This is a genomic window from Dactylosporangium sp. NPDC050588 (genome assembly GCF_040654975.1).
Taxonomy (GTDB): Bacteria; Actinomycetota; Actinomycetes; order Mycobacteriales; family Micromonosporaceae; genus Dactylosporangium; species Dactylosporangium maewongense.
In genome coordinates this window covers 25,351-49,086 of record NZ_JBFAJA010000063.1, presented here as the reverse complement: position 1 = coordinate 49,086, position 23,736 = coordinate 25,351, and the positions used below count along the sequence as shown (strand labels likewise).

Here is a 23,736-nt window from a genome sequence, read left to right as displayed (position 1 = left end):
TCAGGACTCCCAGTCCGAGACGAGCCTCTCCCCGAACAGCTGCGGCACCTCCTCCAGCAGCCACGTCGAGCCGATCTCCGCCCCGGTGGCGTCCCGGACGGAGACCGGCCCGGGCCGGGCGTTCGTCACGGCGACGCCGCCGGTCAGCGCCGCGCCGAGGCCGCCGATCTCCGCCCGGACGTAGGCCTGGGTCGCTCCCGGCTTCGCTGTGAAAATCAGCACCCGGTCGCCGAGCCGGCCCGCAGGGGACGGCACCCGGATGACGATCGTGTCCGGGTCGGCGCTGATGGAGGTGGACACCACCCCGGAGCCGCCGCGGCCGGGCGCCGCCGTGAACGTGGTCGCGACGGTCGCCGCGGCGGGGGCGTCGGCGAGCACCACCGCGACGGCCCCGGAGGGTAGGCGGGCGGTCGACAGCGTCCACGTGCCGGCGGATCCCTCGATCGGACCGCTCCAGCGCTGCCGCAGCGGCTCGTGCTGGATGCCGGCGGAGGAGATCAGGCGCTCGTAGGAGGAGGTGTCGAGCACGGCCGGCGCCTCCGAGCGGATCTTGCCGTCGCAGCTGACCCGCCAGCGTTCCTGCGGGTCGGGCGCCGCCCAGACCGTCCAGCTGCCGTCCGGCGCGCCCGCCCACTTGTGCTCGACGGTGTCCTCCGGGCTGGCGGAGGCGCCGATGGACCGTTCGATCGCGCAGGCCGCCGGGGCGAGCCCGATGGTGACCGGCACGGCGGTGCTGGTGACGGTGACCAGCGGCCCGAGCGGCCCCGCGACAGCACCGCCGACGAGGTCCTCCACGGCACCCTGGATGGGGATGTCGCTGTGGTACAGCGTCGCCGAGCGCTCGTCGTAGCGCACGTACACGAGGAACCGGCGCCCCGACACGTCGCCGAGGAACAGCACCTTGACGCCGCCGGAGAAGGAGGAGCCGACGGCGCGCAGCAGGTCCGCGTCGCCGGCGAGCGAGCCGCGGGTCGGCGAGTCGAGCAGCGCCCGCGTCCACGTCGACAGCGGCGGATACGGCCGCTGCTGCTCGGACGTCGCCGGCTGCACGGCGGGGACCACCCCCGCGACGATCGCGACGGCGACCGTGGCCAGCAGCGACAGCAGCCCGGCCCACCGGCGCCGGCGGCGGCGCAGGAGCCGGCGCATCGGCTCCGGCCGGGGCACGACGGTCCCGGCCGCGTCGCGGAAGGCGTCGCGGAGCGCCTGTTCCAGCTCGGTGCTCATGACGCCCTCCCGGCCAGCAGATCCACACCGAGCACGCCGCGCAGCCGGGCCAGCCCGCGCGACGCCTGGCTCTTCACCGATCCGACCGAGATGCCCAGCAGCGAAGCGGTCTCCGTCTCGGTCAGGTCCTCCCAGTACCGCAGCACCAGCACGGCCCGCATCCGCGCCGGCAGCCCGTCCAGCGCCTCCAGCAGCATCCGCCGGACGAGGATCTGATCGGACGGATCCGCCCCCGGCCGGTCCGGTGGATCGCCGGTCAGGACCTCGGCGTTGCGCAGCCGCCGCCAGATGCTGGTGCGCTGGTTGACCATGACCCGCCGCACGTAGGCGAGCGGCTCGTCGACCCGGTCCCAGTGCCGCATGACCTTCAGCAGGCTGCTCTGCAGCAGGTCCTCGGCGGCGTGCCGGCTGCCGGTCAGCAGAAACGCGGTGCGCAGCAGGTCGCCGTATCGAACCTCGACGAAGTCCTGGAACTCCTCGGCCGCCATGTGGCTCCTCTGCACAAGGTCGCAACGCACCGTCACACCAGCAGACGCCGACCCGCGGACAAAGGTTGAAAGGAAGAAGATGTATCGCAACGCTAGTCTTGGGCGGGTGAAAGCCCGGACGTACGCGAAGTGCCTGGCGGCGAGCGCCACGGTCATGCTGGCCCTCGCCGGCTGCTCGTTCGGCCCGCCGCCCCCTGATGAGCTGGGCTCCCCGCCGAAGCTGTCGCCGTATCCGAGCGCGTCGACGTCCGGCGGCGAGGAGGAGGGCGGCCAGACGCAGGTCGCGACGACCGTGCTGGCCAAGGGCCTGGCGGTGCCGTGGGGCATCGCGTTCCTTCCGGACGGTTCCGCGCTGGTCACTGAGCGTGACAGCAAGAAGCTGCTGAAGGTCGGCAAGGAGTCCACGTCCGACGGGCTCACCGTGACGACCGTGCAGACCATCGACGAAGTCGTGCCGGGCGGCGAGGGCGGCCTGATGGGCATCGCGGTGTCGCCGCAGTACGACACGGACAAGACGGTGTTCGTCTACTACACCGCCAAGGACGACAACCGGGTCGCCAAGCTCACGCTCGGCGCGCCGCCGACCCCGATCCTGACCGGCATCCCGAAGGCGGGGATCCACAACGGCGGCCAGATCCACTTCGGACCCGACGGGTTCCTGTACGTGTCGACCGGCGACGCGTCGAAGCCGGAGAACGCGCCGAACCTCAACAGCCTCGGCGGCAAGATCCTGCGGATCCAGCCCGACGGGAAGCCGGCCCCCGGTAACCCGTTCGGAACCGCCGTGTACAGCCTCGGACATCGCAACGTGCAAGGGTTCGCCTGGGACAAGAACAACCGGCTGTATGCCGTGGAGTTCGGCGCCGGCGAATGGGACGAGATCAACGTGATCGAGGCGGGCAAGAACTACGGCTGGCCGACGTACGAGGGCAAGGGCAACGACCCGAAGTTCGTCGACCCGATCCAGGTGTGGAAGACGTCCGAGGCGTCGTGCTCCGGGCTCGCGGCCATGGAGGGGTTCCTCGTCACCTCGTGTCTGAAGGGCGAGCGGCTGTACGTGATGCAGCTCACCGACAAGGGCGGCCTCCTCGGCGAGCCGAGCGCGCTGCTCAAGGACACGCACGGGCGGCTGCGCGCCGCGGTCGCCGCGCCGGACAACAGCATCTGGGTCTCGACGTCGAACAAGGACGGCCGCGGCACGCCGAAGGCCGACGATGACAAGCTGCTGCGGATCGTGATCAGCAACGTGGGCGGGGCCGGAAAGAGTTGACCTCACCGTTCCACCGACGGGCCGCGCTGGCCGCCCGCCGGCTCCAGCGCCGGACGATCATGGCGGCCGCCCGGCGGCGACGCCGCACGTTCCGCACCAGCCAGACGGTATGGCGGCGGATCCTGCACGGCGCGCTGCTCGGGGTCGTCGCGATCGTCGGCATGCTCATCGGCGTCGAGCTCGGCGGGCACACGACCCAGGACATCGGGCCGTTCCAGGCTCAGCTGTCGCTGACGCCGTCGTGGCACGGCGACACGTCGGTGGAGATCCCGCCGCTGGGGTCGCTGGAGCTGGACAGCCACGACGGCCCGGCCCACCTGGAGATCCGCCTGGAGTCGCTCGACGAGGCGCGGACCAGGGCGGTCGTCGCCGGCGGCGGCAACCTGGAGCAGGTCAGCCACGACGCCGTCGACCAGCTCAACCTGGGCGTACGCCGGCTGGCGCTGCAGACCGCCGGCTCCGGGCTGCTCGGCGCGCTGGTCCTCTGCGGGCTGGTGTTCCGGGCCCGTCGCGAGACGGCGATCGGCGGCCTGGTGGTCGTGGCGGTGCTCGCCTCGGTCGGCGGCGCGACCGCGCTGACGTTCAAGCCTGCCGCGATCCAGGAGCCGACCTACCGCGGCCTGCTGGTGAACGCGCCGGCGATCATTGGTGACGCCCGCCGGATCACCGACCGCTACGAGGAGTACCGCGCGCAGCTGCAGAAGCTGGTCCTCAACGTCTCCAAGCTGTACGGCACGATCTCCGCGCTGCCCGTGTACGAGCCCGACACCAGCGCGACCAAGGTCCTGCACATCTCCGACATGCACCTCAACCCGGCGGCGTGGGGCGTGGTCCGCACCGTCGCCGACCAGTTCAGCGTCGACGTCGTCGTCGACACCGGCGACATCAACGACTGGGGCAGCGAGCCGGAGGCCTCCTACGTCGGGGAGATCAGCAAGCTGCGGGTGCCGTACCTGTACATCCGCGGCAACCACGACTCGGCGGTCACCGCCGCCGCGGTCGCGAAGCAGCCCAACGCGACCGTGCTCGACAACTCGATCACCACGGTCAAGGGCCTGACGTTCGCCGGGATCGGCGACCCGCGGTTCACCCCGGACAAGTCGACCGACGCGACCAACGAGGAGCAGCACGCGGCGGTCGTCTCCTCCGGCCAGCTCCTCGCGGACAAGATCCTGGCCAGCCCGAAGCCCGTCGACGTCGCCCTCGTCCACGACCCGGTGGCCGCGCAGCCCCTCGCGGGGATCTGCCCGCTGGTCCTGGCCGGGCACCGGCACGCCCGCTCGATCACGCGGCTCGACCCGACCATTCCGGTCGTGCTGCCGTCCAACGGCGCGTCGCCCGCGGTCACGCAGCCGGAGCGCACCCTGCTGATGGTCGAGGGCTCCACCGGCGGCGCCGGGCTGCGCGGCCTGGAGAGCGCCAAGCCGCTGCCGCTCGCGCTGTCCATCCTGTACTTCGACAAAGACCGCCACCTGACGGCGTACGACGACATCCAGGTCGGCGGGACCGGCCTGACGGAGGTGTCGCTCCAGCGGCACATCGTGGCCCCCGACAAGGCGGCGCCACCACCGTCCCCCTCGCCGACGCCGTCCATGTCCGTGACCCCGTCGCCGACGGCCAGCGGGTGATGGGCCAGCTCGACATCGTCATCACCGGCAAGCGTTGCCGACGCCGAGCGCACGATCACCAGCTCGGCATGGCGGTCGCCGACAAGCGGCACCGACGCCGTCCGTGACCCGTCGTCGACGGCAAGCGCGATGGCCGGCTCGACATCGTGATCACCGACCAGCATTGCCGGCGCCGAGCGCACGATCACCGGCTCGGCTTCGTGACCGCCGACGAGCGGTGCCGACGCCGAGCGCGGTGACCAGCTCGACTTCCTGACCGATGGCAAAGCGGCGCCGGCACCATCTGCGGTGCCGGCGCCGCCCTCGTCCGTGCCCCCGCCGCCTACGACAAGCGGGCGATGACCAGCTCGCGGACCGTCTTCGCGTCCGCCTTGCCACCGGTGGCCTTCATGACCGCGCCGACGAGCGCACCCGCGGCGGCGACCTTGCCGTCGCGGACCTTCGCGGCGATGTCGGGGTTGGCGGCGATCGCCTCGTCGACGGCCTTCGTCAGCGCGCCCTCGTCGGAGACGACCTCCAGCCCGCGGGCCGCGACGACCTCGGCGGGCGTGCCCTCACCGGCGATGACGCCTTCCAGCACCACCCGGGCGAGCTTGTCGTTGATCTTGCCGGCGTCGACCAGGCCCTGCAGCTGCGCGACCGCCTCCGGGCTGACGCCGAGCGCGTCGAGCTCCTTGTCGGTCTCGTTGGCGTGCCGGGCCAGCTCCCCCAGCCACCACTTGCGGGCGGCGGCCGCGTTGGTGCCGGCGGCGACGGTCGCCTCGATCAGCTCCCACGCGCCGGCGTTGAGCACCGACTGCATGTCGAGGTCGGAGAAGCCCCACTCGGCCTGCTGGCGCTGGCGGCGGACCCGCGGCAGCTCCGGCAGCGCGGCCTTGAGCTCCGCGACCCACTCCGCGGACGGCGCGAGCGGCACGAGGTCCGGCTCCGGGAAGTACCGGTAGTCGGTCGCCGTCTCCTTGCTGCGGCCGGACGTGGTCTCGCCGGTGTTCTCGTGGAAGTGCCGGGTCTCCTGGATGATCGTCCCGCCGTCGGTGAGGACCCCGGACTGCCGGATGATCTCGGACCGGACGGCCCGCTCGACGCTGCGCAGCGAGTTGACGTTCTTCGTCTCGGTGCGGGTGCCCCACTCCTCGCCGGGCCGGTTCAGCGACGTGTTCACGTCGCAGCGCATCGAGCCCTGCTCCATCCGCACATCGGAGACACCCAGCGAGCGGATGACGTCGCGCAGCTCCGTGACATAGGCCTTCGCGATCTGCGGCGCCCGGGCCCCGGTGCCCGGCACGGGCTTGGTCACGATCTCGACGAGGGGGATGCCGGCGCGGTTGTAGTCCACGAGGGACTCGGTGGCGCCGTGGATACGCCCGGTCGAGCCGCCGACGTGCAGCGACTTGCCCGTGTCCTCCTCCAGGTGGACCCGCTCGATGCCGATGCGGACCAGCTCCCCGTCGACCTCGACCTCAAGGAAGCCGTCGACGCACAGCGGCTCGTCGTACTGGCTGATCTGGAAGTTCTTCGGCATGTCCGGGTAGAAGTAGTTCTTGCGGGCGAAGCGGCCCCACGGCGCGATCGAGCAGTTGAGCGCGAGCCCGATGCGGATCGTCGCCTCGATCGCGGCGCGGTTGGCGACCGGCAGGGAGCCGGGCAGGCCGAGGCAGACCGGGCAGACCTGCGTGTTGGGCTCCGCGCCGAACTCGGTCGGGCAGCCGCAGAACATCTTCGTGTTGGTGCCGAGCTCGACGTGCGTCTCCAGGCCGATGACCGGCTCGAAGCGCGCCACCGCCTCGTCGTACGACAGCTGGGTCGCGGTGCTCATCTAACGCCTACTTTCAGCCTCTGGTGTATCCATGCCCGGCATTGGGTACCAACTGCTCACCTGGAGAGGAGAACGCCATGCCGGTGCAGTTTCGGAAGAGCAAGAAGTTCGGCCCGTTCATTTTCCACTTCACCCAGGAAGGGTTCTCTTCCTGGAGCTTCAAGCTGGGCCCCTGGTCGTGGAACTCGCGGACCAAGAAGAACCGCGTCGACCTCCCCGGCCCCTTCTCGTGGCGCCAGGGCAGCCGCGGCTGAAGCCCGGTGAAAGGGCGGCTCTTCACAGGGCCGCCCTTCGACGGTTACAGCGCGGGCGGGGTCAACGGCGGCAGCGCCGACTCGAGGGCCGCGGCGACCCGGTACATCCGGTCGTCGGCCATCGTCGGCGCCATGATCTGCAGCCCCACCGGCAGCCCTTCGGACAGACCGGCCGGCACGGAGATCGCGGGCCCGCCATACAGGTTCGACGGGATCGTGTAGAGGTCCGCCAGATACATCTGGTAGGGGTCCGACGTGCGTGACCCGAGCGGGAACGCCACGAACGGCGTGGTCGGCGCGACCAGCACGTCCGCCTTGCCGAAGGCCTGCTCGAAGTCCCTGGAGATCAGGGTCCGCACCTTCTGCGCCTGCCCGTAGTAGGCGTCGTAGTAGCCGGCGGACAGCGCATAGGTGCCCAGGATGATCCGGCGCTTGACCTCGGGGCCGAAGCCTTCCTCCCGGGTCAGCTGCATGACCTCTTCGAGCGACCGCTTGCCGTCGTCGCCGCTGCGCAACCCGAACCGCACGCCGTCGAACCTGGCCAGGTTGGACGAGCACTCGCTCGGTGCGATCAGGTAGTAGGCCGGCAGCGCGAACTTGAAGTTGGGGCACGAGACCTCGACGATCTCCGCGCCCAGCTTCACCAGCGCGTCGACCGACTCGCGATACGCGGCGGCGACGCCGGGCTCGGCACCTTCCCCGGCGAACTCCTTGACCAGGCCGAGCCGGACCCCGCTGAGGTCACCGGTCGCGCCGAGCCGGGCCGCGCCGACCACGTCGGGCATCGGCTGCGGGATCGACGTCGAGTCGCGCGGGTCGTGGCCGCCGATGATCGCGTGCAGCAGCGCCGCGTCCTCGACGGTCCGCGCGCACGGGCCCGGGGTGTCCAGCGAGCTGGAGAAGGCGACGAGACCGTAGCGCGACGTGCCGCCATAGGTCGGCTTCGCGCCGACGGTGCCGGTGACCGCGGCCGGCTGGCGGATCGAGCCGCCGGTGTCGGTGCCGATGGCCAGGGGCGCCTCATACGCCGCGACCGCCGCGGCCGAGCCACCGCCGGAGCCGCCGGGGATCCGGCCGGTGTCCCAGGGGTTGTACGTGGGCCCATACGCCGAATACTCGGTCGAGCTGCCCATCGCGAACTCGTCCATGTTGGTCTTGCCGAGCATGACGAGCCCGGCCTCGCGCATCCGCGTCATGATCGTCGCGTCGTACGGCGGCCGCCAGCCCTCGAGAATCTTCGATCCCGCGGTGGTCGGCACGCCCTTGGTCGTGATCACGTCCTTGACGGCGACAGGCACGCCGGCGAGCGGGCGGACCTCGTCGCCCTTGGCGCGGGCGTCGTCGATCTTCTTCGCCTCCGCGAGCGCGCCGTCGCGGTCGACGTGCAGGAACGCGTGGACCTTGCCCTCGACCGCCTCGATCCGCTCCAGGTGGGCGGTGGCGACCTCGACCGCGGACAGCTCCTTCGCGGCGAGCTTGCGGCCGAGCTCGGCCGCGGTCAGCTTGGTGACGTCAGACATCGCTCAGGCCTCCTCGTCCAGGATCCGCGGGACGCGGAAGCGGTTCTCCTCGGCGTCGGGCGCGCCCGACAGCGCCTCCTCGCGCGTCAGCCCCGGCACGACGACGTCGTCGCGGAACACGTTGGTCAGCGGCACGGAGTGCGACGTCGGCGGCACGTCAACCGCGGCGACCTCGCCCACCTGGGCGACGGCCTGCAGGATCACGTCGAGCTGCCCGGCGAATGTGTCGAGCTCGTCATCGGTGACTGCAAGCCGCGCGAGGCGGGCGAGATGCGCCACCTCTTCGCGGGAAATGGTGGCCATGGGTGCGATGCTCCTTCAACAGTCGGCTCGACGCAGTCTATTTCGTCCCCTGCGGTCGCCGTGCGCGACGGTCCGCTCGCCGTTGTCCAATGGCGTTTCCGGCGGGTGTACCCAACGCCGCGGCGCTCTCACCCGGACAGCATTCCTTCACCGTGTCCCCCCACAGTCTTTCCCGCGCGAGCTTCGAACTGCCACTGCCGTCGCGCTTCGATCTGCCACTGAACCTACTCGGGGGGTGTGACAGTTTCGTTCAGCTGCTGTGGGCGACCGCGGAACGGCGGTGGCGGGTCAGCCAGTCGAGCAGGCCGTCCGGCGGCATCGGCCGGGCGAAGTACCAGCCCTGCGCCAGGTCGCAGCCCGCCTCGACGAGCATCCGCCAGGTCCGTTCGTCCTCGACGCCCTCCGCCACGATCCGCAGCCCGAGTGCCCGCGCCAGGTCGATCATCGACCGCACGATCGCCGCGTCGTCGGGGTCCGTCGCCACCCCGAGCACGAACGACCGGTCGATCTTCACCTCCCTGAGCGGCAGCCGGCGCAGGTGCAGCATCGAGGAGTATCCGGTGCCGAAGTCGTCCAGCGCGATCGCGATCCCGAGCCGCTCCAGCCTGGCGAGCGTCGCCAGGACCCGCCGCGGGTCGGCCATCAGCGCGCTCTCCGTGATCTCCAGCTCCAGCCGCTCCGGCTCGATCCCCGTCTGCCGCAGCTTCGCCTCGATCCGGTCCGCGATCTCGCCGGTGTGCAGGTCCCGGACGCTCACGTTCACCGCGACGCGCACCCGCCCGGCCCGGTCGCCCCACGCCGCGAGCTGGTCGATCGCGTTGTCGATCAGCCGGAACGTCAGCAGCCGCATCACCGAGCTGTGCTCCGCGACCTTGATGAGCTCCTCCGGGTCGACGAGCCCCCGCTGCGGGTGGTGCCACCGCAGCAGCGCCTCCAGCCCCACCACGTCGCCGGTCGCCAGCTCGACCTGCGGCTGGTAGTACAGCGCGATGCCCCGGTCGCCGGGGGTCTCCAGCGCCCTGCGCAGGTCGGCGAGCAGGCTCAGCCGCTCCGGCGAGTTGTGGTCGGCCTCCGGCGCGTAGACGGCGAGGTTGTCGCCGCGTCCCTTCGCGTCGTACATCGCCACGTCCGCGTGCTGCATCAGCTCCTCGAAGCCCGTGCCGTGCTCCGGGTACACCGCCACCCCCACCGACCCGCCCACGTCGATCGGCAACCCGTCCAGCAGCACCGGCTCCCGCAACGCGTCCATGATCTTCTCCGCGTGCACCCTTGCCTCGGCGACGTCGCGCAGGTGCGGCACCACGATCGCGAACTCGTCGCCGCCGAGCCGCCCCACCTCCGCGTCGGCCCGCTCGCTCAGCCGCCGCGACACCTCGATCAGCAGCCGGTCCCCTACCCGGTGCCCCAGCGAGTCGTTGACCTGCTTGAACCCGTCGAGGTCCAGCAGCAGCAGCGCCAGCCGCCGCGCCGTCTGCCGGGTCGCGGCCCGCTCCGCGTGCTCCTCCAGCCGCTGCTCGACCGCCCGCTCCAGCCCCTTCCGGTTCGCCAGCCCGGTCAGCGGATCGCGCCGCGCCTCGAGCGCCCGCTGCGCCGACAGGGAGGTCATCCGGCGCACCGCGTACAGCGTGACCAGCGCCAACGGGATCAGCAGCACGTCCACCCCGGCGGCCGCCACCAGCCCCGGCGCCGACAGCAGCAGGGCCCCGGTCGCCAGCGCGTCGGTCTTGACCGCCCGCGCGAACCGCGCCCGCCACCCCTGCCCGAACCGCAACCACACCGCCGTCGAGACCAGCAGGTTGTTGACCACGAACCACGCGACCGCCGCCACCACGATCCACCCGACGTGATGCGACCCGCGCAGGATCAGATCCGCCACCGCGAACGACACGAAGTACTGGGCCGCGTTGAACGCCGCCCGCCACACCGTGTGCCGCAACCACCCCGCCGTGATCACCACCGCCGCCAGCTGCACCAGCGCCGCCGGCGCGAACCCGAACGCCAGCATGACCGCGAACGTGAAGCACACCGACGGGAAGGTCATCATCGCGTCGTCGCGGCCCACCTGCACGAACGGCTTGGTGTCAGCGACGACCGCACACCCCGCCAGCACCCAGAACGCCGCCGGAAGACTCGCCGGGAACCCGCCGGGCAGGCTGCCCACCAGCAGCATCGCGCCGGCACCCACCACTACCGCGACATAGGCGAAGAACCGATGAGCATGCCTGGGCGGCGCGACGTTACGCAGCGCGCTCTGCTCCATCCACTCCCCCGCTCGGGTGCCATCGACCACTCCGTCGAAACGCCCTGCGAGCGTGCACCTCAACCGCGACCCAAACCGGAAAGGATGCTGAATCGATGCACAAAACCCCCGCCATTCCACCGACCGGGCGATCACGTCCCATCGAATATCACTACCGCGTAGCGATACCCGAACGTTCCGTGAGCCGCTCAGACGAGGGACGACCGGGGCCGTCCCCGATCAGCCGGCCGCGGGAGCCGTGTCCTCGGCAGCGGGGTCCGCGGGCTGGGCCAGGGCGCGCGCGGCGTCGGGGCCTTCGGTGAGCAGGACCTCGAAGGCGGCCTCGTCGAGGATCGGGACCTTCAGGGTCGCGGCCTTCTCGGCCTTGGAGCCCGGTGACTCGCCGACGACGACGAAGTGCGTCTTCTTGGACACGGAGCCGGAGACCTTGCCGCCGCGGGAGGTGATGGCCTCGGCGGCCTGGTCGCGGGAGTAGCGGTCGAGGGAGCCGGTGACGACGACCGTGATGCCGTCGAGGGGGCGGGGGCCGGAGGCCACCTGCTCCTCGACCATGCGGACGCCGGCGGCGGCCCAGCGGTCGACGATCTCGCGGTGCCAGTCGACGGCGAACCAGTCGTGGACGGCGCGGGCGATGGTGGGGCCGACGCCCTCGACCGCGGCGAGCTCCTCCGGGGTCGCGGTGGCGATGGTCTCCATGGAGCCGATGGAGTTGGCCAGGGCCTGCGCGGCGGTGGGGCCGACGTGGCGGATGGAGAGGGCGACCAGGATGCGCCAGAGGGGGCGCTCCTTGACCTCCTGGAGGTTGACCAGCAGCAGCTGGGCGGTGCTGCTGAGCGAGCCGTCCTTGTTGACGAAGAACGGCGACTTGGCGAGCATGTCGGCGTCGATGTCGAAGAGCTCGGCCTCGTTGGTGAGGACGGACTCGAGGAGGGCGGCGGCGGACTTCCAGCCGAGGGCCTCGATGTCCAGGGCGTTGCGGCTGGCGAGGGCGAAGAGGCGCTCGCGGAGCTGGCCCGGGCAGACCCGCGAGTTGGGGCAGCGGATGTCCTTGTCGCTCTCCTTCTCGGGAGCGAGGGCCGTGCCGCACGACGGGCAGTGCGTCGGCATGACGAAGGCGACCTCGGATCCGTCGCGGCGGTCGGCGACCGGGCCGAGGACCTCGGGGATGACGTCGCCGGCGCGGCGGATGACGACGGTGTCGCCGATGAGGATGCCCTTGCGGACGACCTCCTGCGCGTTGTGCAACGTCGCCTGCGCGACCTTGACGCCGCCCACGGCGACGGGCTCCATCACGGCGAACGGGGTGACGCGGCCCGTGCGCCCGACGTTGACCTCGATGCCGAGCAGCTTGGTCATCGCCTCCTCGGGCGGATACTTGAAGGCGATCGCCCAGCGGGGCGCCTTGCTGGTGGAGCCGAGGCGGCGCTGGATGGACATCTGGTCGACCTTGACGACCACGCCGTCGATCTCGTGCTCGATGGTGTGGCGGCGCTTGCCGTAGTCGGCGATGTAGGCGCGGACGCCGTCGAGGTCGTCGAGGACCTTCCACCGGGGGGAGGTCGGCAGCCCCCAGGCATGCATCAGCTCATAGGCCTCGGACTGGGTGGCCGGATTGAACCCCTCGCGGGCGCCGAAGCCGTGGACCAGCATCTGCATCGGGCGGGACGCGGTGATCCGTGGATCCTTCTGTCGGAGGCTGCCGCTGGCCGCGTTGCGCGGGTTGGCGAACGGCGGCTCACCAGCGGCGACCTGGGCCGCATTGACCTCCTCGAAGCCGGCCAGGGTGAAGAACACCTCGCCGCGGACCTCCAGCAGGTCGGGCAGGTCGGTGCCGGTGAGGTGCTCCGGGATGCCCGCGATGGTCCGCACGTTGAGCGTGATGTCCTCGCCGGTGCGGCCGTCGCCGCGGGTGGCGGCGCGCACCAGGCGCCCGCGCTCATACGTGAGGTTGACGGCGAGGCCGTCGATCTTCAGCTCGCACAGGTAGCGGGGAGCGCTGCCGGCGTCGCGCTCGATGCGCTGGACCCAGGCGGCGAGCGCCTCGTCGTTGAGCGCGTTGTCGAGGCTGAGCATGCGCTCGGCGTGCTGCACCGACGCGAAGTCGGTGGAGAAGGTGCCGCCGACCCGCTGGCTGGGCGAGTCGGGCGTGACGAGCGCCGGGAACTCGGCCTCGATCGCCTCCAGCTCCCGCATCAGCGTGTCATAGACCGAGTCGTCGATGGCCGGCGACTGCAGGATGTAATACCGATACTGATGCTCGTCCAGCTCGCGGGACAGCTCGGTGTGCCGCTCGCGCGCTTCGAGGGTGGGCTCGGTCCCTGCGTCGTTCATGCCACGAACTTACCGCCCGGGTACGACAAAAAATGGCTACAGATGATCCGTGAGCCGCCGGCCGGCGTCGCGCAGCGCCCGCAGCACCTTCACCGGCGGCACCGAGATCCCGCACGGTGGCGTGACGACGACCTGCGCCGGCAGCGAGCTGAGCGGGAACCCGAGCTTGCGCCACAGATCAGTCACGGTCGAAGCGGGCGACGGCCCGGTCACGCCGGCGAAGAGCCCCGCGCCGCCGTCGAGGAGCTCGCCGAGCGCGTCCAGGTCGGCGATCAGCGACAGGTCCACGGCGACCGCCACCGCCCCCGCCTCGCGCAGGAGCGCGAAGGGGACGCCGGGGGCGCAGCAGTGCACGACCACCGGCACGCCGGCCGCCGAGACCACCGACGACAGCGCGGACCGCGCGACGGAGACGTCCACGGCGCGCAGCGTGCCATACCCGCTCTCCGAGGGCACCCGGCCGGCCAGCACCGCGGGCAGGGACGGCTCGTCGACCTGCAGCAGGATCGTGGCGTGCGGCAGCCGGGCCCGCACCGACGCGACATGCGCGGCCACGCCGTCCGCGAGGGACCCGGCGAGGTCGCGCGCGGCGCCGTGGTCGCGCAGGACCGCCCCGCCGATCGGCAGCTGCAGCGACGCCGCGAGCGTCCACGGGCCGGGCACCTGGACCTTGAACGTGCCGGCGAACGAGGACGCCTGCTCGGTCATCGTGTCGAGATCGCGCTCGAGGAAGTCCAGTGCCACCCGCAGGTCGTGGCCGGGCCGGGAGGCCACGCGCCAGCGCCCCGCGTACAGCTCGATCGGCAGCTCCGTCAGCAGCGCCCCGCCCCTGCCGATCATGTCGGCGCCGGGGCCTCGGCCGGGCAGCTCCGGCAGGTGGGGCAGGTCCGGCAGCTCGCCGAGCACGATCCTCTGCGCCTCGGCGATGTCGGTGCCCGGCATGGAGCCGATCCCGGTGGCGGACCCCACCGGCCAGGGAAATGTCATGAAGTTTCCGAAATAGTCGCCGAACCGAGCACGATGTCGCCTTCGTCAGATGGCTGGTAGCAGACGATCGCCTGCCCGGCGGCGACGCCGCGGGCGGGCGAATGCAGCGAGGCCGTCAGGGCCGAGCCGTCGAGCACCACCGAGGCGGGGAACACGGACCCGTGCGCCCTGAGCTGCACGGAGCAGTCCAGGGCCGACGCCGATCCGTGCCACACCGGCCGCGCACCCACCACGGTGGACACCTCGAGCGCGGACGCCGGCCCCACCGTCACCGTGTTGGTGGCGGGCGTGATCGAGAGCACGTAGCGAGGGTTGCGGTCGGGCGCCGAGACCCGCAGGTCGAGCCCGCGGCGCTGGCCCACGGTGTAGGCGAACGCCCCCTCGTGCCGCCCGACGACCGCCCCGGTGCTGGCCTCCACGATGTCGCCGGGCTGCGACCCCAGCCGGTCGGCGAGGAACTTCCGCGTGTCACCGTCGGCGATGAAGCAGATGTCGTGGCTGTCCGGCTTGTCCGCCACGGCCAGGCCGCGCGCGGCGGCCTCCTCGCGGACGGCGGCCTTCGTGGAGTCGCCCAGCGGGAACATCGCCCGGGACAGCTGCGCGGCCGTCAGCACCGCCAGCACGTAGGACTGGTCCTTCGCGTAGTCGACGCTGCGCCGCAGCAGCCCGTCGGCGCCGAGCCGCGCGTGGTGACCGGTGACGACCGCGTCGAACCCCAGCGCCACGGCCCGGTCCAGCACCGCCTCGAACTTGATCTTCTCGTTGCACCGCAGGCACGGGTTCGGCGTCCGCCCGGCCGCGTACTCGGCGACGAAGTCGTCCACGACCGAGTCGTGGAACTGCTCGGCCATGTCCCACACGTAGAACGGGATCCCGATCACGTCGGCGGCGCGCCGCGCGTCGCGGGCGTCCTCCAGGGTGCAGCAGCCGCGGGCGCCGCTGCGATACGTCTGCGGGTTGCGCGCCAGAGCGAGGTGGACTCCGGTCACGTCGTGGCCGGCCTCAGCCGCCCGCGCGGCCGCGACCGCCGAGTCGACCCCACCTGACATCGCCGCGAGCACTCTCACAACGAAAGCCTACCCAGCGCCTGTTTCATAAGGGATGGCCGGGCTGCGGCGGGCCCAGACGCCGCCTGGCCGCACGCCGCGGCCGCCCGGATACAACCCCGGTATCCGGACAACCACGGCGCACACCCAGACGACCCCTGGACCTCGCCTCGCCTCGACCCCCCTTATGAAACAGGCGCTAGAGGCGCGACTTGACCGCGCCGGCCCGGCGGGCCCGGTCCACGACGGCGGGCAGCGCGGCGACGAGCGCGTCGACGTCGGCCCCGGTCGACGTGTGCCCGAGGGTGAACCGCAGCGACGAGCGGGCCTCGGCGTCACCGGCGCCCATCGCGATCAGTACATGCGACGGCTGCGCCACACCGGCGGAGCAGGCCGAGCCGGTCGAGCACGCGATGCCCTGCGCGTCGAGCAGGAGCAGCAGCGCGTCGCCCTCGCAGCCCGGGAACGAGAAGTGCGCGTTGCCCGGCAGCCGGTCCGCGGGGTCGCCGTTGAGGATCGCGCCGGGCACGGCGTCGCGGACCCGGGCGACGAGGTCGTCGCGCAGGCGTCCGATCCGCTCCGCGGTCTCGCGCTGGGTCTTGACCGACAGCTCGACCGCGACGGCGAGCGCGACGATCCCGGGCACGTCCAGGGTGCCGGAGCGCACGTCGCGCTCCTGGCCTCCGCCGTGCAGCAGCGGCGTGCAGGCGACCTCGCGGCCGAGCAGGAGCGCGCCGACGCCGATCGGGCCGCCGAGCTTGTGCCCGCTGACCGTGAGCGCGGCGGCGCCGCTGGCGGCGAAGTCGACGGGGACCTGCCCGACGGCCTGCACCGCGTCGGTGTGGAACGGCACCCCCGCGGAGGCGGCGAGGGCCGCCAGCTCGGCGACCGGCTGGATCGTGCCGACCTCGTTGTTGGCCCACATCACGGTGGCGACCGCCACGTCGTCGCCGGACACGGCCTGCGCGAAGTCGTCGACCGAGACCCGGCCCGACGAGGAGACCGGCAGCCACGTGACCGCCGCGCCCTCGTGCCGCTCCAGCCAGGTGACCGCGTCGAGCACCGCGTGGTGCTCGACGGAGCTGGCCACGATCCGGTTGCGCCGCGGGTCCGCGGCCCGCCGGGCCCAGAAGATGCCCTTGGTGGCGAGGTTGTCGCTCTCGGTGCCGCCCCCGGTGAAGATCACCTCAGACGGCCTGGCGGCGAGCGCGGCGGCGATCTGCTCGCGCGACTCCTCCACCCGGCGGCGGGCCTGGCGGCCGGAAGCGTGCAGCGACGAGGCGTTGCCGACTGCACGCGCCGCGGCGACGAAGGCGTCGAGCGCCTCCGGGAGCATCGGCGTAGTGGCGGCATGGTCGAGGTACGACATCGGACCCAAGCCTAACGGCCGTCCGCTCCTTACCGCGCCGCCGGTTGCACGGTGATCACCACGGGGTCCCGGCGGCGGCGGTCTTCGCGCCGGACCGGGCCACCGCACGTGATGAGGGGCCGCCGCCCCGCGCGGGGCATCGCTCCAGCGGGACGGCGGTCTCGACGGCGTGCACCCGTCGCGTCCCGTCACTGCCGGTGACGGTCAGCGGGTCGCGCGGAGCCAATTCGCGCAGTATGAAAAACGCGCTCTTGCCCTGCACTGCATCCAACACCCCCTCCCGCGCCGAATACGTAGACGGAAGTCCCCTGTGAGATGCGATAACTTCAGGACGTGCCTGTGCGATGGCGACAACCACGGCGAGCCCGGTGAGTGCCGGGCATCCGGCGGACGGCGAGGACGGCTTCGCCGAGCTGTTCCGCGCCGGTGACGAGCGCGCGCTGCGGCAGGCGTACGAGCGGTTCGGGCCGGCCGTGTTTCACCTCGCCGCTCGTGGGCTGGCGAGCACGACGGACGCCGAGGACGTCACGCAGGCCACGTTCGTGGCGGCGTGGCTGGGCCGGGAGAGCTTCGACCCCGCCCGCGGGTCGATGCTCGGCTGGCTGCTCGGGATCGCCCGGCGCAAGGTCGTCGACCAGATCCGGGCGGCGGCCCGCGACGACCGGATCGCCGACTCGGTCCGCCGGCTCGCGCCCGCCGTCGAGGTCGAGGCGCCGCCGGACCGGGTCGTCGACCGGCTGGTCGTCGCCGACGAGATGGCCCAGCTGCCCGGCGAGCAGCGGCGGGTGCTGGAGCTGGCGTTCTACGACGACCTGACCCACCCGCAGATCGCGGCGGTGACGGGCCTGCCGCTGGGCACGGTGAAGAGCCACCTGCGGCGCGGGATGGCGAGACTTCGCAGTCGATGGGAGGTGGACGGTGTCACATTTGGAGCCCGAGCGGCTGGTGCTTCTGGCGCTCGGTGAGGAGACCCTCGACCAGCACGAGACCGGCCACCTCGACACCTGCGGGCGGTGCCGCACCGAGGTGGACGAGCTGCGCGACGTCGCCGGCCTCGGCCGTCAGACGCAGCGGCTGCGCGACCTGCCACCCCCGCCGGAGCACGTCTGGCAGCGGATCCGGGCGGAGCTGGCGGCGACCGACCGGGCCACACCCCCACCCGCCGTGACGCTGCACACCGACCCACCCCCGACCGCCACACGTCCTCGTGTCGCTGCAGCGGCCGCGGTACTGCCCGCTGACGTCACCGTCCGTCGTCGGCACAGCTGGCGGGTCACCGCCGCTGTCGCGGCGGCGGCGGCCGTCGTGGCCGCGATCGCCGCCGCGGCCGGGACCGCGCTGGTGCTGCGGGACGGGCCCGCCGCCCCCGCCGTCGCCTCCTGCCCGGCCGGCTCGCCCAGGGTGTCGCTGGAAGCGCTGCCGGGCGCACCGGCCGGGGCGGGCGGCTACGCCTGCCTGGTCAGCGTCGACGGGGAGCGGAAGCTGTTCGTGCACGCCGAGGGGATGCCGGACCAGCCGGACGGCGACTACGAGGCCTGGCTGCTCGACTCGACCAGCCTGGACGCCCCCGCGCTGCGCATGCAGCCGCTCGGCGTGATGGGCGCGAAGCCCGACCAGCAGCTGACCGTGCCCGGCGCGCTCGACCTGCGCAAGTTCAACATCGTCGACATCTCCGCCGAGCCGCACGACGGCGACGCCACCCACTCCGGCAAGAGCCTGCTCCGCGGCACGCTCCCGTAGCTCCGATACTCCGGAGCACGGAAAGCGCCGCCCGCCGGAGACGGCGGGCGGCGCTTCTTGTCGGCGCGGGGTTACTTGCGCTTGCGGATCTCCTCAGCGGCCTGCGGGACGACCTTGAACAGGTCGCCGACCACGCCGAAGTCGGCCAGCTCGAAGATCGGCGCCTCGGGGTCCTTGTTGACCGCGACGATCGTCTTCGACGTCTGCATGCCGGCCCGGTGCTGGATCGCGCCGGAGATGCCGAGCGCCACGTACAGCTGCGGCGACACCGTCTTGCCGGTCTGGCCGACCTGGAACTGGTGCGGGTAGAAGCCCGAGTCGACCGCCGCCCGGGACGCGCCGACGGCGGCGCCGAGCAGGTCGGCCAGCTCCTCGACGAGCTTGAAGTTGTCGGCGCTGCCGACGCCGCGGCCGCCGGAGACGACGATCGAGGCCTCGGCGAGCTCCGGACGGGCGCCCTTCGCCTCGACCTTGCGCTCGACGACCTTCGCCAGCTTGTCCTTGTCGGTCAGCGCGACCTCGACCTGCTCGACCGACGGGGTGGCCGGCGAGGGGGTGGGGGTGAGCGAGTTGGGCCGGACCGTGACGATCGGCAGGCCCTTGCTGACCTTCGACTTCACGATCGTCGAGCCGGCGAAGACGACCTGCGTGGCGACACCCTCGGCGTCGAGGGCGACGACGTCGGTGAGCAGCCCGTTGTCGAGCTTGACGGCGACCCGTCCGGCGATCTCCTTGCCCTCCTGGCTGGAGGCGACGAGCACCGCGGCGGGCGACACGCGCTGGATCAGCGACGCGAGGACGGTGGCCTTGCCGGCCACGAGGTAACCGTCGAGGTCCTCGCTCTCGGCGGCGTAGATCTTCGAGGCGCCGAACTCGCCGAGCTTGTCGGCGACCGCCGCGGCGGAGCCGCCGAGGACGACGGCGGAGACGTCGCCCAGCGTGCGGGCGAGGGTCAGCATCTCGAGGGTGACCTTCTTGACGGCACCCTGGGAGGCCTCGACGACGACCAGTACTTCAGCCATGGTTCCGAACTCCCTTAGACGAACTTCTCGGAGGCCAGGTACTCGACGAGCTTGCTGCCGCCGTCGTCACCCGCGTCGATCTTGTTGCCGGCCTGGCGGGGCGGGCGCTTGCTGTGCTCCACGACGGCGCTGGTCGAGCCCTCGAAGCCGACCTCGCCCGCGGCGATGCCCAGGTCGCCCAGCGACAGGGTCTGCAGCGGCTTCTTCTTGGCCGCCATGATGCCCTTGAACGACGGGTAGCGCGGGTCGTTGATCGTGTCCCACACGCTGACCAGGGCGGGGGTGGAAGCGGTGACGACCTCGTAGCCCTCGTCGGTCTGCCGCTCGATGGTGAGCGTGGAGCCCTCGACGGTGAGCTTGCGGGCACCGGTCAGGGCCGCGATCCCGAGCCGCTCGGCGATCATGTGCGGCATGACCTGGACGCGGCCGTCGGTCGACTCGGCGCCGCAGATGACCAGGTCGGCCTGCTGCTGCGCGATGGCGGCGGCGAGCACCTTCGAGGTGGCGACGGCACACGAGCCGTGCAGCGCGTCGTCGACGACGTGGACGGCGGAGTCCGGGCCCATCGACAGGGCCTTGCGGATCGACTCCGTGGCACGGTCGGGGCCGACGGTCAGGACGACCACCTCGCCGCCGTGCGCCTCCTGGAGGCTCAGCGCCTCCTCGATGGCGTATTCGTCCATCTCGTTGATCACGTTGCTGGCCGACGCGCGGTCGACGGTGTTGTCGTCACTGCGCAGGTTGCGGTCCGCGCCGGAGTCCGGCACCTGCTTGACGAGTACGACGATCTTCATCGTGGTCCGAGGTCCTCCTGCTTGACAGTCACCGCGCCATCGCGGCCGACTTGCGCCCCACGTTACGGCTCATCCTGGTCGCGAACAGGTTCGCCTCTCGTACGTTACTCAAGAGTAGGTTCGAAAGTGTCGTGAAAAGTGTCACCGGAGCGCTCACCCTGAATCTGGGGGTGGGTGAAATGTCACAGAACACCGCACTTGTCGAGCCGGCGCGTGAGCTCTCCGCGGCGGTCGCCAAACACGCTGCGGAAAAGGTCACACACCGTCGCTGCGAGCCACCGGATGAGCATCGGTGCACGTGCGGTCACCCCCGCGAACGCTGCGTGACCGAGACCATCCGCGCGCTCTGGCACATGCCGGTCTAGCCTCGGCACCTGCGGGCTTTCAGTCGTCGACCATGACCGCGGCGACCTCGGTGCGCGCCGCCCGCCGGGCGGGCAGCAGCGCGGCCACCGCACCGGCGGCCGCGGCGATGACGACGTAGAGCAGGAGCTGGCCGTACGGCACGACGGGGTGCCCATGGCCGAACTGCCGGATCAGCCCCACCGACGCGGCCACGCCGACCAGCACGCCGAACCCGACGCCGACCACCGCGCCGACGAAGGCCATGAGCATCGCCTCGAGCACCAGCATCCCGCGCAGCTGGCCGCGGGACAGCCCGAGCGCCCGCAGCAGGGCCGACTCCCGGGTGCGCTCCAGCACCGACAGGGCGAGGGTGTTGGCGATGCCCGTCAGGCCGATCACGATCGACATGCCCAGCAGCGCGGAGAACACGCCGAGCTGCTCGTCGAGCGTGCCGGTGATCCGGGCCCGCCACTCGGCCTGGCTGCTGACCTGGGTGAGCGGCGCCTCCTTCAGCGCCGCGTCGACCGCCGCCCGCGAGTCGACCGGCGCGACCCCCTCGGCGGCCTTGACCAGCACCTGGTCGGGGTCGCCGGCGCCGAACACGGTCGCGTAGTCGCTCCAGTCCAGCAGTGCCTGCCCGTCGGTCGGCGCGTCGTCGTACAGTGCGGCGACGGTCAACGTGAGCGTGCGGACCTGCACGGACGAGCCGACGCGGGCCCCGATCTCGTCGGCGAAGAACCGGTTGAGCGCGACCGCGCCGGGCTTGAGCGCGCCGGCCGAGCCCGCGGTGATCTCGGGGCGCAGGACGGTGTCGAGGGCGCCGGGCTCCATCGTCCAGATCTGGGTGAACCGGCCGCCGACGTCGCCCTCGCGGCTGCGGGACGCGGCGACCGCGGCCAGCTCGCCGTGCGAGCGCAGGGTCGTCGTCACGGCCAGGGGCACCTTCCGGCTCTGCCCGTTGGGCGTGTAGACGCCGCTGATGATGTAGTCGACCGCGAAGTTCTCGTCGAGCTCCTGCTCGGCCTGCGCCCGCGCGGTCGCCAGCAGCACGCTGAAGACGCTCATCAGCGCCAGGCCGACCATGAGGGCGCTGGTGGTCGCCGCGACCCGCTTCGGGTTGCGCAGGGCGTTGGTGACCGCGAGCCGGCCGGCGGCGCCGAACACCTTCGCCGGCGCCCAGCCCGCCCACGCCGTCAGCCGCGACACGATCAGCGGCGCCGCGATCACGATGCCGGTGAACACGAAGATGGCGCCCAGGAACACGATGGGCACGCCGCTGAACCCCGGCACCCTCGTGCCGGCGAGCATCAGCAGCGCGCCGCCGGCCGCGGGCACCCCGGCCAGGACGATCCGCAGCAGCCGCCGGCCGGGCGCGACCTCGGCCAGGGCGGTGGTGCGCAGCGCCGCGATCGGCGGGATGCGGCTCGCGGTCGCGGCCGGCAGCAGCGACGCGATCACCGTGAAGAGCGTGCCGGCGAAGACCCCGACCAGCACGGTGGTGGGCGTGACGATCAGCCGGTCGACGCGGACCCCGCTGCCGACGGTGTTGCGCCCGATGAGCAGCCCCTCGCCGACGACGGTGCTCACCAGCAGGCCGCCGAGGGAGGCGACGACGCCGACGACCACCGCCTCCAGGATCACCGAGCCGAACAGCTGCCGCCTGGACGCGCCGACGCAGCGCAGCAGCGCCAGCTCCCGGATCCGCTGCGCGACCAGGATCGCGAACGTGTTGTAGATGACGAACACGGAGACGGCGAGCGCGATCAGCCCGAATCCGAAGATCACGATCAGGAAGCCGTCGACGTACTTGGCGGCGGCCACGGCGTACTCGGCGCGCATCTGCGCACCCGTCATCACCCAGGCCCGGCCGCCGAGGGCCGACTCCAGGCGGGCGGCGAGCTCGTCCTGCGACACGCCCGGCTGCGCGGACACCACGACCTGCGCGTAGCCGTCGGCGCCGGTGAGCGTGCGCATGTCCGCCGGGGTGAGCGCGGCGACGGTGAAGCCCGCGAAGCGCTTGTTGGCGCCGAGATCCATGATGCCGACGAGGGTCAGCGCGACCGGCTTCTGGTCGGGGCCGACCACCGACACCTGCTCGCCGACCTTGAAGCCGTAGATCTCCGCGGTGGTGTCGTCGACCGCGATCTCGCCGGGCCGCTGTGGCTGCCGTCCGGTGCCGATGTCGTACATCGACAGGTGCTCGTCGCCGGGGGTCGACAGCGCCCAGCCGATCCGGCCCAGGTAGGAGATCAGCCGGCCGTTCCGGTCGAGCATGGGCAGCCGCTCGGCCATCCTGCCGTCGGCGTGCGCGACGCCGGGCACGGCCTTGACCTCCTCGACGATGCCGGTCTCGAAGCGCTGCCCGGACTCGCTGAACCCGGACGAGCCCACCGACGCGTCGACGTGCTTCGCGGCGCGCGCGAGATCGTCGTAGAAGGCGGCCTTGGCCGTATCGCCATAGACCAGGGTGCCGGCGAGGAAGCCGACACCGATCATGATGGCCGTAGCGGTCAGCAGCAGCCGGAGCTTGTGCGCCCGGAGCCCGGCGAGAGTTGTTCGCAGCATCGGCCGCGACTGTACCCAGAGCAGCTGAGGGGAGTCTGACAATGGTGTCGATGTGGGCACTCATCCGGCGCTGGTTCGACCCCGACGAGGTGCGCTCGGTCGGCACCACGCCCGACTACCGGTTCTCCCTGGCCAACGAGCGCACGTTCCTGGCCTGGCTGCGCACGGCGCTCGCGCTGGTCGGCGGCGGGCTGGCGGTCGCGCAGTTCCTGCCCGGGCACCGGCTGCGGATCGTCATCGCGGTGTCGCTCTTCGCGCTCGGCGGGCTGGTCGCGATCCGCGCGGTCGACCACTGGGCCCGCAGCGAACGGGCGATGCGGCTGGGTGAGGCGCTGCCACCGTCGCGCTTCCCCGGCATCCTGGCGCTGATCGTCGCGGTGGGGGCGGTCGCGCTGCTGGTGGCGACGTTCCTGTGACGCCCTCCGACGACGACTCACACACCGTGCAGCCCTCGGACGACGGGCCGCCGGGCGCGCAGCTGGAGCGCACCATGCTCTCGTGGCGCCGCACGACCGTGTCCTTCACCGCTGTGGCGCTGCTCCTGGCGAGGTTCGCCGTGATCGAGGCACCCCGGCCGGTCGCCCTCGCCGCGGTCGCCGCCGTCGGCCTCACCTGGGCCGTCGCGATTCACCTGATCAGGATGAGAATCGCCGGGCTCACCCGCCCTGTGCGCCGCACACTGCCCCTCGTCGTGACGCTCATCCTCCTGTACAGCCTGACGGGCACCCTCTTGCTGGTGTCATAGGGCGCCCCACTGCGTCATGATGGCGA

The 23,736-nt window shown here is 72.0% G+C and carries 21 protein-coding genes; 7 read left to right on the top strand and 14 right to left on the bottom strand.

Annotation, left to right across the window (positions count from 1 at the left end; translation table 11 throughout):
• Complete coding sequence (locus AB0I21_RS36880; RefSeq protein ID WP_360568228.1) at positions 1-1,227, bottom strand: hypothetical protein; 1,227 nt, start codon at positions 1,225-1,227, stop codon at positions 1-3.
• Positions 1,224-1,715 (bottom strand): SigE family RNA polymerase sigma factor, encoded by a 492-nt coding sequence (locus tag AB0I21_RS36875; RefSeq protein ID WP_360568227.1) that lies wholly within the window; start codon positions 1,713-1,715, stop codon positions 1,224-1,226. The genes AB0I21_RS36880 and AB0I21_RS36875 overlap by 4 nt, the downstream gene beginning before the upstream one ends.
• A 154-nt stretch (positions 1,716-1,869) precedes the next feature.
• Here AB0I21_RS36875 and AB0I21_RS36870 point away from each other — a divergent pair, with 154 nt between their 5' ends.
• Entirely contained in the window at positions 1,870-2,985 is a 1,116-nt protein-coding gene (locus tag AB0I21_RS36870; protein WP_360568275.1) for a PQQ-dependent sugar dehydrogenase, read from the top strand.
• Entirely contained in the window at positions 2,982-4,613 is a 1,632-nt protein-coding gene (locus tag AB0I21_RS36865; protein ID WP_360568225.1) for a metallophosphoesterase, read from the top strand. Before AB0I21_RS36870 ends, AB0I21_RS36865 begins: the two co-directional genes overlap by 4 nt.
• Before the next feature lie 322 nt (positions 4,614-4,935).
• On the opposite strand, the gene gatB is transcribed toward AB0I21_RS36865, so the two are convergent.
• Positions 4,936-6,429, bottom strand: a complete 1,494-nt coding sequence (gatB, locus tag AB0I21_RS36860) for an Asp-tRNA(Asn)/Glu-tRNA(Gln) amidotransferase subunit GatB (protein ID WP_360568224.1) — start codon at positions 6,427-6,429, stop codon at positions 4,936-4,938.
• Positions 6,430-6,506: 77 nt separating this feature from the next.
• Here gatB and AB0I21_RS36855 point away from each other — a divergent pair, with 77 nt between their 5' ends.
• Positions 6,507-6,683 carry a DUF4236 domain-containing protein gene (locus AB0I21_RS36855; RefSeq protein ID WP_344508140.1) on the top strand — a complete coding sequence of 59 codons (177 nt, stop codon included), beginning with the start codon at positions 6,507-6,509 and terminating at the stop codon, positions 6,681-6,683.
• 44 nt (positions 6,684-6,727) lie between these two features.
• On the opposite strand, the gene gatA is transcribed toward AB0I21_RS36855, so the two are convergent.
• From gatA to AB0I21_RS36815, 8 genes are all read right to left on the bottom strand, one after another.
• Entirely contained in the window at positions 6,728-8,203 is a 1,476-nt protein-coding gene (gatA, locus tag AB0I21_RS36850; protein WP_360568222.1) for an Asp-tRNA(Asn)/Glu-tRNA(Gln) amidotransferase subunit GatA, read from the bottom strand.
• A gap of 3 nt (positions 8,204-8,206) precedes the next feature.
• Positions 8,207-8,506, bottom strand: coding sequence for an Asp-tRNA(Asn)/Glu-tRNA(Gln) amidotransferase subunit GatC (gene gatC / locus AB0I21_RS36845; protein WP_344508144.1), 300 nt, complete (start codon positions 8,504-8,506; stop codon positions 8,207-8,209).
• Positions 8,507-8,756: 250 nt separating this feature from the next.
• A complete protein-coding gene (locus AB0I21_RS36840) occupies positions 8,757-10,766 on the bottom strand; it encodes a bifunctional diguanylate cyclase/phosphodiesterase (protein WP_360568221.1) in 2,010 nt (669 codons plus the stop codon).
• Positions 10,767-10,985: 219 nt separating this feature from the next.
• Positions 10,986-13,097 (bottom strand): NAD-dependent DNA ligase LigA, encoded by a 2,112-nt coding sequence (ligA, locus tag AB0I21_RS36835; protein WP_360568219.1) that lies wholly within the window; start codon positions 13,095-13,097, stop codon positions 10,986-10,988.
• Positions 13,098-13,133: 36 nt separating this feature from the next.
• The gene (locus tag AB0I21_RS36830; RefSeq protein WP_360568217.1) at positions 13,134-14,084 is read right to left on the bottom strand and encodes a methionine synthase; all 951 of its coding nucleotides are present in this window, start codon (positions 14,082-14,084) and stop codon (positions 13,134-13,136) included.
• The gene (mnmA, locus tag AB0I21_RS36825) at positions 14,081-15,151 is read right to left on the bottom strand and encodes a tRNA 2-thiouridine(34) synthase MnmA (protein WP_360568215.1); all 1,071 of its coding nucleotides are present in this window, start codon (positions 15,149-15,151) and stop codon (positions 14,081-14,083) included. Before mnmA ends, AB0I21_RS36830 begins: the two co-directional genes overlap by 4 nt.
• Positions 15,152-15,329: 178 nt before the next feature.
• Entirely contained in the window at positions 15,330-16,499 is a 1,170-nt protein-coding gene (locus AB0I21_RS36820; protein WP_360568213.1) for a cysteine desulfurase family protein, read from the bottom strand.
• A gap of 55 nt (positions 16,500-16,554) precedes the next feature.
• Positions 16,555-16,725, bottom strand: coding sequence for a hypothetical protein (locus tag AB0I21_RS36815; protein ID WP_360568212.1), 171 nt, complete (start codon positions 16,723-16,725; stop codon positions 16,555-16,557).
• A gap of 118 nt (positions 16,726-16,843) precedes the next feature.
• Between AB0I21_RS36815 and AB0I21_RS36810 the strand changes: the two genes are divergently transcribed.
• Together AB0I21_RS36810 and AB0I21_RS36805 are read left to right on the top strand one after the other, a co-directional pair.
• Positions 16,844-17,464 carry a sigma-70 family RNA polymerase sigma factor gene (locus AB0I21_RS36810; protein WP_360568210.1) on the top strand — a complete coding sequence of 207 codons (621 nt, stop codon included), beginning with the start codon at positions 16,844-16,846 and terminating at the stop codon, positions 17,462-17,464.
• Positions 17,418-18,239 carry an anti-sigma factor gene (locus AB0I21_RS36805; protein WP_360568208.1) on the top strand — a complete coding sequence of 274 codons (822 nt, stop codon included), beginning with the start codon at positions 17,418-17,420 and terminating at the stop codon, positions 18,237-18,239. Before AB0I21_RS36810 ends, AB0I21_RS36805 begins: the two co-directional genes overlap by 47 nt.
• Positions 18,240-18,310: 71 nt before the next feature.
• Here the strand turns inward: AB0I21_RS36805 and AB0I21_RS36800 are convergent, their stop codons facing one another.
• The 3 genes from AB0I21_RS36800 to AB0I21_RS36790 all read right to left on the bottom strand — a co-directional run bounded on the left by AB0I21_RS36800 (position 18,311) and on the right by AB0I21_RS36790 (position 22,965).
• Positions 18,311-19,261, bottom strand: coding sequence for an electron transfer flavoprotein subunit alpha/FixB family protein (locus AB0I21_RS36800; protein ID WP_360568206.1), 951 nt, complete (start codon positions 19,259-19,261; stop codon positions 18,311-18,313).
• 14 nt (positions 19,262-19,275) lie between these two features.
• Positions 19,276-20,055: an electron transfer flavoprotein subunit beta/FixA family protein gene (locus tag AB0I21_RS36795; RefSeq protein WP_360568204.1), complete on the bottom strand. Its 780-nt coding sequence runs from the start codon at positions 20,053-20,055 to the stop codon at positions 19,276-19,278.
• 384 nt (positions 20,056-20,439) lie between these two features.
• Entirely contained in the window at positions 20,440-22,965 is a 2,526-nt protein-coding gene (locus AB0I21_RS36790) for an FtsX-like permease family protein (RefSeq protein WP_360568202.1), read from the bottom strand.
• A gap of 50 nt (positions 22,966-23,015) precedes the next feature.
• Here AB0I21_RS36790 and AB0I21_RS36785 point away from each other — a divergent pair, with 50 nt between their 5' ends.
• Together AB0I21_RS36785 and AB0I21_RS36780 are read left to right on the top strand one after the other, a co-directional pair.
• On the top strand, positions 23,016-23,381 hold the full coding sequence (locus tag AB0I21_RS36785; protein WP_360568201.1) for a DUF202 domain-containing protein: 366 nt from the start codon (positions 23,016-23,018) through the stop codon (positions 23,379-23,381).
• Entirely contained in the window at positions 23,378-23,710 is a 333-nt protein-coding gene (locus tag AB0I21_RS36780) for a DUF202 domain-containing protein (protein WP_360568199.1), read from the top strand. The genes AB0I21_RS36785 and AB0I21_RS36780 overlap by 4 nt, the downstream gene beginning before the upstream one ends.
• Positions 23,711-23,736 lie beyond the last annotated feature (26 nt).